Here is an 11,916-nt window from a genome sequence, read left to right as displayed (position 1 = left end):
AGGCCATGGCGCGGGGGCTGTTCGCCCTCGCGCTCGGCCTGTCGGCGGCCTCCCTGTCGGGCTGCGGTTTCCAGCCGCTCTATGGCGGCCAGGGAGTCGGGGCCGCCGCGTCGGACCGGCTGATGGAGGTCGACATCGCGTCGATCCCCGACCGGGAAGGGCAGAAGCTCCGCAACCTGCTGATCGACCGCTTCTATCCGTCGGAGCGGCCGAGCAATCCGCGCTATCGGCTGGATGTGGCGCTGTCGGCGTCGGAACAGAAACTGGCTTTGCAGAAGGACGCCACCGCGGTGCGCGCCCAGCTGCTGGTCAACGCCCCCTACCGCCTGACCGACACCCAGACGGGACGGGTGGTGTTCCAGTCCAGCTCGCGCTCGATGATCAGCTACAACACGCTGGAGCAGCATTACGCCGCCATCGTGACGGTTCAGAACGCCTATGACCGGGCGCTCGACGATATTTCCAACGACATCACCACCCGCGTCGCCATGTTTCTCGGCCGCGGGTCCTGACCGGCCGGGGATGCGCGGGTGAAGCTCCAGCCCAAGGCGATCGACGGTTTTCTGCGCAGCCCGGACCGCAAGGTCCGGGCGGTGCTGCTTTATGGCCCCGATTCGGGCCTTGTCCGCGACCGCGCCCAGACGCTGGGCAAGACGGTGGTGCCGGACCTGTCCGATCCCTTCCGCGTCGCCGAATTCCTTGGCCGCGCGCTGGCTGACGATCCGGCCCGGCTGGCCGACGAGGCGGCGGCGATCTCCTTCACCGGCGGCCGGCGCCTGATCCGGGTCCGCGACGCCGAGGACAATTGCGCCGCCGCCTTCACCGCCTTCCTTGAAAGTCTGCCGCCGGGTGACAGCCTCGTGGTGGTCGAGGCGGGCGACCTGTCGGCCCGCTCGAAGCTGCGGCTCCTGTTCGAGGGGGATGATGCCGCCGCCGCCATCCCCTGCTATGTCGAGGAGGAGGCGTCGCTCGGCCGGGTCATCGCCGACATCCTTCAGGGCCACGGGTTGACCGCCGATCCCGACGTGCTGGGTTTCCTGGCCGCCAATCTGGTCGGCGACCGCATGGTCGCGCGCGGCGAGGTCGAGAAGCTGGCGCTCTACATGGGCAAGGACAAGCGGGTGCGGCTGGAGGATGCCCAGGCCTGCATCGGCGACAGCGCCGCCCTGTCGATGGACGAGCCGGTCTGGGCGGCGGCGGAGGGCGATTTCGCCACGCTCGACCGCTCGCTGGCCCGGCTGTTCGCCGAGGGCACCTCTCCCGTGCCGATCCTGCGCGGCGCCCAGCGCCATTTCCAGCGGCTGCAACTGCTCTGCGTCCAGGTCGCCGCCGGCAAGTCGCCGGAGGCCGCCGTCGAGTCGCTGCGTCCGCCGGTGTTCTTCAAGCTGAAGACCCGGCTGGTCAAACAGGCCCGCCACTGGTCGTCCAACCATGTCCGTCAGGCGTTGGAGCGGCTGGTCGATGCCGAGGCCGATTGCAAGCGCACCAACATGCCGGACGAGACGTTGTGCGCCCGCGTGCTGTTCCAGCTCGCCTCACTGGGGGCCCGGCGCTGACGGAAGGCGCCGGCTTGACCAGTCCCGCCGATGCGCTATCTGGCGGGGCATGAGCGACGCCATCCACACCGCGCCACCGCCCGCCCCCTTCCGGGTGCGCTGGTGGCAACCCCTGCTGTTCTGGATCATCGTCAATGGCTGGGGCTTCGTCGAACGCGGCGGGCAGCCCTTCGCCGGGCACCAGCCCTCGCCGCTCCAGCCGCCGGGCTGGGTCTTCCCGGTGATGTGGTTCTCGCTGAACGTCTTCCAGATCTGGGGCGACATCCGCCTGCTCGATCCGGCGCGGCGAATTGGCCGGCGCGGGCTTCTGATCACGCTCCAGGCGGTGACCTGGGTGATCTACGCCACCTTCAGCCTGGTCTATTTCACCTGGGGCAGCCCGATCCTTGCCGCCGTCTGGACGATCTCCTTCCTCATCATCACCTCGGCCTGTATCGCGCTGGTGGCGCGGGACGACCGCGGCATCGCGCTGATCTGGACGCCGCTGATCCTGTGGACCGGCTTTGCCTCGGTGGTCGGCATCCACAATGCGCTGATCAATCCCGATCGGCTGTTCGGCACGCCGGCCTTGTGGTGAGGCGTGTATCTCACCCCCGGTAATCGTGGACCCGGCCGGTGAAGTCGGTGACGCGATAGCGCTCCTCGCCCTCTTCCTCGATCCAGGCCGGGGCGGCCGGCGCCTTGCCGTGGCCGCCGGGAATGTCGAGGACGTAGGTGGGCTGGCACAGGCCGGATAGCTTCCCGCGCAGGCCGGTCACCAGCGCCCGCCCCTCCGCCAGGGTCGGGCGGAAATGGCTGGTGCCGGCGGCGAGGTCGGGATGGTGCAGGTAATAGGGTTTCACCCGGTTGCGGACCATGCCGCGGAACAGGGCCTCCAGCGCGGCATGGCTGTCGTTGATGCCTTTCAGCAGCACGGTCTGGCCGACCAGCGGGATGCCGGCCCCGACCAGCCGGGCGAGGGCCGCCCGCACCGGCGCCGTCAGTTCGTCGGCATGGTTGATGTGGACGGCGATCCAGGTGGCGAGGTCGGGGGCGGTCAGCGCCTCCACCAGCTCCGGCGTGAGGCGGTCGGGATCGGCGGCGGGAATGCGGCTGTGCAGTCGGACGACGCCGACATGCGGCATCGCCGACAGCGCCTGGACGATCCCCCGCAGCCGGCGCGGTGACAGCAGCAGCGGATCACCGCCGGTGATCACCACCTCCCACACCTGCTCATGGTCGCGGATGTAGGCCAGGGCGGCGTCCAGCTCCTCCGCGGTCAGCGCCTCGCCGCCCGGACCGACCATCTCGCGGCGGAAGCAGAAGCGGCAATAGACGGCGCAGGCATGCAGCGGCTTCAGCAGCACCCGGTCGGGATAGCGGTGGACGATGCCCTTGACCGGGCTGCGCGCCACGTCGCCGATGGGGTCCTCGCGCTCCTCCGGCGTGCTGTGCGCCTCGGCGGGGGAGGGGACATACTGGGCATAGAGCGGGTCCTGCGGGTCGGTACGCCCGGCAAGGGCCTCGCGCAGGTACGGGGTCAGCGCCACGGCATAGCGGTCGGCGACCGTACGCACGGCGTCGCCCGCCTCGGCCGTCATCAGCCCGGCGGCCACCAGATCGGAAACGCTGTGCAGGGCCTTCATCGCTCTTTCCCGCCTCGACGGAATGGGTCATGTAGGAAAGCGACCGCTCTTACTCCTGCGAGACCCATGCTGTCGACTCTTCCCCGCCTGATCGGCCATCGCGGCGCCAAGGAAAGCGCCCCGGAAAACACGCTCGCCTCGATCCGCGAGGCCGCCCGCCAGGGCGCCCGCTGGGTGGAGGTGGATGTCATGTTGACGCGCGATCAGCGCCCGGTGCTGATCCATGACGATACGCTGGACCGCACCACCACCGGAACCGGTCCGGTCCCGCTGCTCGATCTGGCCGAGTTGCGGCAACTTGATGCCGGCCGTTGGTTCGATGCCGCCTTCGTCGGCGAGCGGGTTCCGATGCTGGAGGAGGCGGTGGCGCTGGTCCACCAGCTTGGCTTGGGGCTGAACCTGGAGATCAAGCCCTATCCGGGGCAGGAGGAGGTCACCGCCGAGGTGGCGCTGAACGCGCTGCGGCCGCTCTGGCCGTCAGAGCGGCCGCTGCTGCTCTCCAGTTTCGAGGCGCCCTGTCTGGAGGTCGCGCGTCGGCTGTGGCCGGAAATCCCGCGCGGCTATCTGCTGTGGGATCCGCCGGCCGATTGGGCGGCCATCGCTGACCGCGTCGGGGCGGCGACGCTCAACGTCCACCAGGACCGCCAAACCGCCGACAGCGTGGCGGAATACCGCGCCACCGGCCGGCCGGTCCTGGCCTATACCGTCAACGACGCGGAGCGCGCCAGGACCCTGTTCGGCTGGGGCGTCTCGGCCGTCTTCACCGACGCGCCCGGACGGCTGGGGAGGGAGTTGGAGCCCGTCGCCTGACGGGAGGGCGCCCGCCGTCGGGAGATCGGTTGACAGGCTGACGCTTCCGTTCGCGACTGCGGCAATTCATGAACGTTTTTTGCGCGGGGGGATGAATCCGCTCGTAGGCCGCGCCGATTCCTCATATATAGAACCGCAATGGCGATCCCGCCGGAACCCATGCGGATTCCGGCGCAGCTTTTCGTCGTCTGGTTGTCCGCCGCTTTTGATCCGGCTCCCCGCGGGGCGCCACGTTCGGTCTTTGGAGGGTTCGTTGAAGGCGTTGAAGCCGTTGCAGATGTCCGGCCGGGAGGTTTTGCCGCTCGTCGAGGGTGGCAAGGGTATTGCCGTTTCGAACGGCGAAAGCTCCGGCGCCTGGGCGGCAGCCGGCGGGATTGGCACCTTTTCCGGTGTCAACGCCGACAGCTACGATGAGAACGGCAACCTTCTGCCGCAGATCTACAAGGGCAAGACCCGGCGCGAGCGCCATGACGAGCTGATCGCCTTCGGCATCCAGGGCGGCATCGCCCAGGCGCGCATGGCGCATGAGGCGTCGAACGGCCAGGGCCGCATCCACATGAACGTCCTGTGGGAGATGGGCGGCGCCGAGCATATCCTGCATGGCGTGCTGGAAGGCGCCCAGGGCCTGATCCACGGCGTCACCTGTGGTGCCGGCATGCCCTACAAGGTCGCCGAGATCGCGGTGCGCTACGGTGTCCATTACTACCCGATCGTGTCGTCGGCCCGTGCCTTCCGTGCTCTGTGGCTGCGCGCCTACCACAAGTTCCGCGACAATCTGGGCGGCGTGGTCTACGAGGATCCGTGGCTGGCCGGCGGGCACAACGGCCTGTCCAACTCCGAGGACCCGCAGAAGCCGGAGGATCCGTTCCCCCGCGTCCTCGCCCTGCGCCAGATGATGAACAGCTTCGGGCTGAACGACACCCCCATCGTGATGGCGGGCGGCGTCTGGTGGCTGTCGGAGTGGGAGGACTGGATCGACAACCCCGACCTGGGGCCGGTCGCCTTCCAGTTCGGCACCCGCCCGCTGCTGACCCAGGAGAGCCCGATCTCCATGGCGTGGAAGCGCAAGCTGGTGGCGCTTCAGCCGGGCGACGTCTTTCTGAACCGCTTCTCCCCCACCGGCTTCTATTCGTCGGCGGTGAAGAATCCGTTCCTCCTGGACCTGATGGCCCGGTCGGAGCGCCAGATCGCCTATCTGTCCAAGCCGGTCGGCGAGCATTCGGCCGAATTCCCGGTCGGGCCGCGCGGCCGTCCGGTCTATGTCACGGAAAGCGACAAGCAGCGCGCCGAAGGCTGGCTGTCCCAGGGCTTCACCACCGCGCTGAAGACGCCGGACAGCACGCTGGTGTTCGTGACGCCGCAGCAGTCGGAGCGGATCCTGCGCGATCAGGTCGATTGCATGGGCTGCCTGTCGGCCTGCGGCTTCTCCAACTGGATGCAGAACGAGGAGGGGACGACCGGCAAGCGCGCCGATCCGCGTTCCTTCTGCATCCAGAAGACGCTTCAGGCGGTCAGCCATACCGACGACTGCGAAAACCAGCTGATGTTCGCCGGACACAACGCCTATCGGTTCTCCAGCGACCCTTACTACAAGGAAGGCTTCATCCCGACGGTGAAGCAGCTGGTGGAGCGGATCGCCACCGGTTACTGAGCGGGCCCCGCATCGTGCGAGGTACAGGGCCGTCGGCGGGAAACCGCCGGCGGCCTTCGCATGTGACCATGGACCGTTGGTTGAACGACGTCCTGGGGATGCCCCGGATGACGCCGGTGCGGCAATGGCTTGCGCCGCCTTTCCGAAAGGTTCTACAGTTGAACCAAGTGCGGCCTAGTGCCGCGGATCGCCAGTCCTGATCTCCGCCGACCGTACGGGTGCCGTGCCGATGATGACCGCCGAACGCCCTTTCAAGCGAGCCCTGGATCGGCTGACCGGTGCCGGACTGCGTCCGACCCGTCAGCGTCTCGGCCTCGCCCGGTTGCTTTTCGAGGGCTGCGACCGGCATGTCACCGCGGAGCAACTGCATGGCGAAGCGATGGCGGCCGATTTGCCGGTGTCGCTGGCCACCGTCTACAACACTTTGAACCAGTTCACCGCGGCCGGGCTGATGCGCGAGGTGGTGGTCGAGGCGGGTAAATCCTACTTCGATACCAACACCAGCGAGCACCATCATTTCTTCGTCGAATCGACCGGTCGGCTGGAGGACATTCCCGCCGACCGGTTGATGGTGCCGAACCTGCCGCCCGCTCCCGCCGGCACCCGCGTCGCCCGGGTCGACATCATCGTCCGCCTGACCGAGGAGGACGCCTGATCCCGTGCGGCTTTCACCCCTCGTCGGCTGGAAGCGTTTCGGTTGGGGCCGTTTCGGCCGGGGCGGGTTTGCGGTCGACGAAGGGCCAGCGCATGAAGGCGAAGGTCCAGACCGCCAGGATGTTGAGGTAGGGGAACAGCAGCAGCAGGATCCACAGCGGGCTGCGCCCGGCCTTGGCCAGCACCCAGCCGCCGGCGATCAGCATGTACATCGTGACGATGGAGCCGATCAGCAGCTCCCAGAAGCCGAGATGGATCACGGTTTCCGTCATGCCGTCCTCCGTGCCTTGACCTTGCGCGTCTGACGTGCCGGCAGAACCGGCCAGCGGCTGTGCGCCATCACGCCGATGGGCACCACATGCCCCAGGGGCACCAGCGAGAACAGGGCCCACAGCGGCGAGAAGCCGGCCCGTCGCAGGATGCGCGACATCGGCCAGACGATGGCGATCTGGAACAGCATCAGCCCCAGGAGCGGCCCCTGAAACAGGCTGTCGACGAAATCCTGCGGCATGCCGGCCGGGTCCTCCTCCACATCGGTGCCGGGCAGAGAAGCGCGGGCAAACGGCTTTGTCGAGCCAAACTTTTTCCGTCCCTGGAGTCCGCCTGATGCTTCGATAGGCATCAGGCGGACTCCCGCTTTTTGATTTTCCGTGCGATCCGGCCACCCTATCCCCGCTCCGGCGGCAATCAGGGGTATGCGAAGGTGAAAATGTCCACTCCGGCATGCTACAGTCCGCCGTGTTTGGCCGTTCTGGCCGGGCGCTTCTCCAGACCTCAGATACGGCGGACCATTTCCTTTGATGGATCTCTCCGAACCGGACGGCGGCCCCCGGAGAAGGCGTTGGCGCTTGTCCTCCCTTCCGCCCGTCGCCGCGATGCGCATCGGCCTGCTGGTGGCGGTGATCGCCGGCTTCTGGCTGGTCGCCTATGCCGATCTCGAACGTACGCGCGACCGGGCGATCCAGGATGGTCTGCGCCAGACGGCGAACCTGTCGATCCTGCTGGAGGAGGATGCCCGCCGGGCCATGGTGGTGGCGGGCTATACCCTTCGGGCCGTAGCGGCCGAGGGAACGATTCCCGCCTATCTGCTGGGTGAAACGGCGGGGGTGCCGGGCGCCGCCGCCGGTCCCGGAGCGGCGATGCGGAGCCTGCTGATCGTTGAGCGGGATGGGCGGGTGCGGCAGTCCGCCGGCCTGGACGAGGTCGCCCGGATCGCCGATGGTCCGCTGGCCGAGGCGGTGCACGGCGAATCGGCCGCCTTTATCGGACCTTATCGCCAGGCGGACGGCGGCTGGCGGGCCGCCGTGGTCCGGCCTCTGACGAACGGCAGCGCCATGGCGGTGGCGGTGATCGACCTCGATCGCTTCACCCGGCTCTACGCGACCCAGAATATCGGGCCGCTCAGCATCATCCTGTTCTATCGTGAGGATGGCACGGTGCTGGCCCATTCGCGGGGCAGCATGCCTTTTCTCGACGAGAATCGGGCTTTCTTCGCGTCCGTCCTGCCCCGACTGCCGGCCGGAGAGGTCACGCGGACTTTGTCGGGGTTCGATCCCACGGAGGGGCGCGAGCGCATCGGCACCGTCCGCCGCGTCGCGGGCTGGCCGCTTTACGTCTATGTCCGCATCAGAACCGACGACGTGCTCGCCGGCTGGTACAATGATCGACTGAAGCGCATCCTGGAAACCGCCGCGGTGTCGGTTGTGGTGACGTTGCTGGCCCTGCTGGCGTTGCGGCAACTCGGGCGGCTGGAGACGACGACCCAGGCCTTGCGGGCCAGCGAGCGGCGGTCGCAGGCCCTGTTCGACAGCAGTTTCCAGGTCATGGGGTTGTTATCGCCCGATGGCCAGGTGTTGGGGCTGAACCGGCCCGCCTGCGCCCTGGCCGGATTGCCGGCCGATGCGCTGGTGGGGAACCGCGCCTGGGAGATCCGCGGATGGGCCCGCACGGACGAACTGGCGACGGCCTTCCGCCATTCCATCGAAAAGGCGGCCTCGGGACGCTTCGTCCGTTATGAGACCGATGTGGTCACCGATGGCGCCACCCGCGTGATGGATGTGACGATCAAGCCGGTGTTCGATGAGAAGGGGACGGTGACGGTGCTGGTGGTCGAGGCGCGCGACATCACCGAACGGGTCGAGGCGGCCGAACGGCTCGCCGCGGCGCTCGATCAGGCGGAGGCGGCGAACCGGGCCAAGAGCGCCTTCCTGGCGACCATGAGCCACGAGCTGCGCACGCCGCTGAACGCCATCATCGGCTTTTCCGACATCATGCTGCACGAGCTGTTCGGTCCGCTGGGCAGCCCGCGCTATCGCGACTATGTCCGCCATGTGCAGAACAGCGGGCGCCATCTGCTCGATCTCATCAACGACGTGCTGGACATGTCGAAGCTGGAGGCGGGGCGCTACACGCTGGATGAAAGCTGGCTGGAGCCGGCGGACGCCATCGAGACCTGCCGGGCGCTGGCCGCCATTCCCGCCGATGCCGGCGGGGTGACGCTGGAGGTCGATTGTCCCCCCTGCCTGCCCAAGCTGCTGGCGGACGAGCGGGCGTTGCGGCAGGTCCTGTTGAACCTGCTGTCGAACGCGGTGAAGTTCACTCCCCGCGGCGGGCGGGTGACGGTGAGCGCCCTGCGGGAGGAGGATGGCGGGATCGCCATCACCGTGCGCGACACCGGCATCGGCATCCCGGCCGACGCGCTGGCCCGCATTCTCGAACCCTTCCAACAGGCCGACAGCAGCATTCCCGCGCGGTTCGGCGGGACCGGTCTGGGCCTGTCGATCTGCCGCGACCTGATGGCCCTGCATGGCGGCGGCCTGTCGCTCGACAGCGAGCCGGGTTGCGGTACCGCCGCCACCATCCGTTTTCCCGTCTGCCGGGTCGCCCCGCCGGTTGCGACCGACGGGATGCCGGCGTAAGCCTCTCCGCGGTCAATGCTGCGAAAGGCGGACGGGATGATCGGGAATGATGGAAAGCCGGTATCCAAGGAGGAACTGCGCAAGCACATCGCCAGCTACAACGGCCAGTCGCGCGGCTCCAAGGAGTTCGCGGCGATCCCGCGCGCGCTGGTGACCATCCTCGACGGGTTGAAGCCGGGCAAGACCGGTTACGTCAAATGCCAGGATGGTCAGGTGCAGTTGTCGCGCCGCAAGGACAACAGCGTCTCGGCGGGGTGATCGGGGGAAGGCGCCCGTCCCCGATGGGGGAGGGCGCCTTCCGTTTCGACTCCGGCCGTTAGTGCTTGGCCGCCGCGGCGGCGCCGATGCCGGTCTGGGAGCGGACGAACTGGTCGGCGAAGGCCTCGCGCTCGGCGCTGGCCGAGGCGCTACGGTCCAGCTTCGACACGATGATGGTGACGAGGAAGGCCAGCGTCATCGAGAACAGGGCCGGCTGCTCGTAGGGGAAGATCGGCGCCGGGTTGTTCAGCACCACGACCCAGACGGCGTTCGACAGGATCACCAGCGTGACCGCCGAGATCAGGCCGGCGATGCCGCCGGCCAGCGCGCCGCGGGTGGTCAGCCCCTTCCAGTACATCGACAGGATCAGCACCGGGAAATTCACCGACGCGGCGACGCCGAAGGTCAGCCCGACCAGGAAGGCGACATTCGGCTTCTCGAAGGCGATCCCCAGCACGACGGCCAGCACGCCCAGCACCAGGCGGCTCCGCTTCGTTACCAACTGATGGAATTTGGGGTTCTGGCGAATCCGTGCGCAGAAGGGGTTTGGCATGCTTCCTCCAGACGATGGCTGTCTTTTCCCGTTGCTTGGCCCCGCAGGGGAGCCTGGGCAATCGTCTGCCCCAGCAGCTTTTCCCAAATTTCCCGGAAATATGACGAATTGTGGCGCCCGCTTTCGGCAACAATTGTTTGCGTTGTTCCCGCACGGTTCTGATCGCCGGCGACGCCGGCGTTTCGTACGGTGATCCCCGTTTTCACGAAAACTTCATGTCCTGAACAGCCTGGCCGTCACGGACAATCATTAGGCCATCCACCAATCGCCGGAAGCCGTGTCACGCCGGGTTTCATGAATTGTTCGGGGGGTGGGATGGATATGTTTTTCGATGGCTCATTGTCGGGAATGGGCATCGTTCTGCTGGCTGTTGCATTGACTCTGGCGCTTGGCTTTGAGTTTGTGAACGGTTTCCATGACACCGCGAACGCGGTGGCCACGGTGATCTACACCAACACGTTGCGACCCAACGTCGCCGTCGTCTGGTCGGGATTCTGGAATTTCCTGGGTGTGCTGACGTCCACCGGGGCGGTAGCGTTCGGCATCATCGCCCTGCTGCCGGTGGAACTTATCGTCAATGTCGGCTCCGGCGCCGGGTTCGCGATGGTTCTGGCGCTGCTGGCGTCTGCGATCATCTGGAATCTCGGCACTTGGTATCTCGGCCTGCCCGCCTCCAGCTCGCACACCCTGATCGGCTCGATTGTCGGCGTCGGTCTGGCCAACTCCGCCCTGGCCGGCGGTCGGGCCTTTGGCGAGGGCGTCAGTTGGGGCAAGGTGCAAGAGGTCGGCATGGCGCTGGCGATTTCGCCGCTGGTCGGCTTCTTCTGCGCCGCCGTCCTGCTGCTGCTGGCCAAGGCGCTGATCCACAAGCCGGAGCTGTATAGTGCGCCCAAGGGCGACACCCCGCCGCCGCTGTGGATCCGTGGCCTGCTGATCCTGACCTGCACCGGCGTCAGCTTCGCCCACGGTTCCAACGACGGGCAAAAGGGCATGGGGCTGATCATGCTGATCCTGATCGGCATCGTCCCGGCGACCTACGCCCTGAATCCGGGAACCAGCGCGAATGAGTTGGCGAGCCTGACCGCCCTGTCCGACAAGGCGGCGGTGATCCTGGAGCAGACCGGCAAGACCTCCACCCCGGTTGCCGACCCCGACAGCACTTTGTCGGCCACCTTGCGCACCGGCCAGGTCGTGGAAGAGACCTATGCCGCGCTGGCGGTGAAGAATAAGGCGATCCGCGTTGGCCTGAACGGTGCCAGGAGCTTCAACGACATAGCCCCGGCCACGCGCGGCACGCTGCGCACCGACATCTATCTGGTCACCGAAGCGTTCGGCAAGGTTCTGAAGGCGCCGAACCCATTCTCGGCGGACGACAAGAAGACTCTGGCGAATTACCGTGACGAGTTGAAGGCGACCACCCAGTTCATCCCGACTTGGGTCAAGGTTGCGGTCGCCGTGGCTCTTGGTTTCGGCACGATGATCGGCTGGAAGCGCATTGTCGTCACCGTTGGCGAAAAGATCGGCAAGACCCACCTGACCTACGCCCAAGGCGCGTCGGCCGAGTTGGTGGCGATGGCCACAATCGGCGCCGCTGACATTCTCGGCCTGCCGGTCAGCACCACCCACGTCCTCTCCTCCGGCGTAGCCGGCACGATGGCGGCCAACCAGTCGGGCCTTCAGATGGGGACCTTGCGCAACCTGCTGCTGGCCTGGGTGTTGACCCTGCCGGTTTGCGTGCTGCTGGGCGCGACCCTGTTCTCTGCCGGCCTCTATCTGGTGGTCAGCATCGGTCTTTAGCCGTCTATCGGCCGCATCTTCCAAAGGGCGCGTCTTGCCGCAGGGCAGGGAGTGCCCTTTGCGATTGAGCCGGGGTTGGCAAGCTGAAAGACTG

At 67.2% G+C, this 11,916-nt stretch carries 13 protein-coding genes; 9 read left to right on the top strand and 4 right to left on the bottom strand.

The features are described 5' to 3' along the window. The first annotated feature begins 5 nt into the window (after positions 1-5). From lptE to AZL_RS13990, 3 genes are read left to right on the top strand one after another with little or no spacing between them, the layout of a single operon-like run. Positions 6-512 (top strand): LPS assembly lipoprotein LptE, encoded by a 507-nt coding sequence (lptE, locus tag AZL_RS14000; RefSeq protein ID WP_042443202.1) that lies wholly within the window; start codon positions 6-8, stop codon positions 510-512. Positions 513-530: 18 nt separating this feature from the next. Continuing rightward, positions 531-1,556 carry a DNA polymerase III subunit delta gene (gene holA, locus AZL_RS13995; RefSeq protein WP_012975179.1) on the top strand — a complete coding sequence of 342 codons (1,026 nt, stop codon included), beginning with the start codon at positions 531-533 and terminating at the stop codon, positions 1,554-1,556. 49 nt (positions 1,557-1,605) lie between these two features. Next, the gene (locus AZL_RS13990; RefSeq protein WP_012975178.1) at positions 1,606-2,133 is read left to right on the top strand and encodes a tryptophan-rich sensory protein; all 528 of its coding nucleotides are present in this window, start codon (positions 1,606-1,608) and stop codon (positions 2,131-2,133) included. A 10-nt stretch (positions 2,134-2,143) separates the two neighbouring features. Here AZL_RS13990 and AZL_RS13985 read toward each other — a convergent pair whose 3' ends face one another. After that, the gene (locus tag AZL_RS13985) at positions 2,144-3,181 is read right to left on the bottom strand and encodes a lysine-2,3-aminomutase-like protein (protein ID WP_012975177.1); all 1,038 of its coding nucleotides are present in this window, start codon (positions 3,179-3,181) and stop codon (positions 2,144-2,146) included. 66 nt (positions 3,182-3,247) lie between these two features. On the opposite strand from AZL_RS13985, the gene AZL_RS13980 reads away from it, so the two are divergent. The 3 genes from AZL_RS13980 to irrA all read left to right on the top strand — a co-directional run bounded on the left by AZL_RS13980 (position 3,248) and on the right by irrA (position 6,297). Continuing rightward, positions 3,248-3,991 (top strand): glycerophosphoryl diester phosphodiesterase, encoded by a 744-nt coding sequence (locus tag AZL_RS13980; RefSeq protein WP_012975176.1) that lies wholly within the window; start codon positions 3,248-3,250, stop codon positions 3,989-3,991. Positions 3,992-4,244: 253 nt separating this feature from the next. Continuing rightward, positions 4,245-5,642, top strand: a complete 1,398-nt coding sequence (locus AZL_RS13975; RefSeq protein WP_012975175.1) for an NAD(P)H-dependent flavin oxidoreductase — start codon at positions 4,245-4,247, stop codon at positions 5,640-5,642. 232 nt (positions 5,643-5,874) lie between these two features. After that, entirely contained in the window at positions 5,875-6,297 is a 423-nt protein-coding gene (irrA, locus tag AZL_RS13970; RefSeq protein WP_042443859.1) for an iron response transcriptional regulator IrrA, read from the top strand. A gap of 13 nt (positions 6,298-6,310) precedes the next feature. On the opposite strand, the gene AZL_RS13965 is transcribed toward irrA, so the two are convergent. Both AZL_RS13965 and AZL_RS13960 read right to left on the bottom strand, forming a co-directional pair. Continuing rightward, positions 6,311-6,568 carry a hypothetical protein gene (locus AZL_RS13965; RefSeq protein ID WP_052293674.1) on the bottom strand — a complete coding sequence of 86 codons (258 nt, stop codon included), beginning with the start codon at positions 6,566-6,568 and terminating at the stop codon, positions 6,311-6,313. Then, on the bottom strand, positions 6,565-6,807 hold the full coding sequence (locus AZL_RS13960) for a hypothetical protein (RefSeq protein ID WP_148219326.1): 243 nt from the start codon (positions 6,805-6,807) through the stop codon (positions 6,565-6,567). Before AZL_RS13960 ends, AZL_RS13965 begins: the two co-directional genes overlap by 4 nt. A 337-nt stretch (positions 6,808-7,144) precedes the next feature. Here AZL_RS13960 and AZL_RS13955 point away from each other — a divergent pair, with 337 nt between their 5' ends. Together AZL_RS13955 and AZL_RS13950 are read left to right on the top strand one after the other, a co-directional pair. Beyond that, positions 7,145-9,214: a sensor histidine kinase gene (locus AZL_RS13955; RefSeq protein ID WP_247894222.1), complete on the top strand. Its 2,070-nt coding sequence runs from the start codon at positions 7,145-7,147 to the stop codon at positions 9,212-9,214. A gap of 36 nt (positions 9,215-9,250) precedes the next feature. Further along, a complete protein-coding gene (locus AZL_RS13950; RefSeq protein ID WP_012975171.1) occupies positions 9,251-9,472 on the top strand; it encodes a hypothetical protein in 222 nt (73 codons plus the stop codon). A gap of 58 nt (positions 9,473-9,530) precedes the next feature. On the opposite strand, the gene AZL_RS13945 is transcribed toward AZL_RS13950, so the two are convergent. Continuing rightward, entirely contained in the window at positions 9,531-10,025 is a 495-nt protein-coding gene (locus tag AZL_RS13945) for a sodium:solute symporter family transporter (RefSeq protein ID WP_012975170.1), read from the bottom strand. A 402-nt stretch (positions 10,026-10,427) separates the two neighbouring features. Here AZL_RS13945 and AZL_RS13940 point away from each other — a divergent pair, with 402 nt between their 5' ends. Beyond that, positions 10,428-11,822 carry an inorganic phosphate transporter gene (locus tag AZL_RS13940; protein WP_247894221.1) on the top strand — a complete coding sequence of 465 codons (1,395 nt, stop codon included), beginning with the start codon at positions 10,428-10,430 and terminating at the stop codon, positions 11,820-11,822. The last annotated feature ends 94 nt before the right edge of the window (positions 11,823-11,916 follow it).

Source organism: Azospirillum sp. B510, from assembly GCF_000010725.1.
In the GTDB taxonomy this organism is placed as follows: domain Bacteria; phylum Pseudomonadota; class Alphaproteobacteria; order Azospirillales; family Azospirillaceae; genus Azospirillum; species Azospirillum lipoferum_B.
The sequence above is the reverse complement of the archived record's forward strand: the minus strand, read 5'-3'. Positions and strand labels throughout refer to the sequence as shown.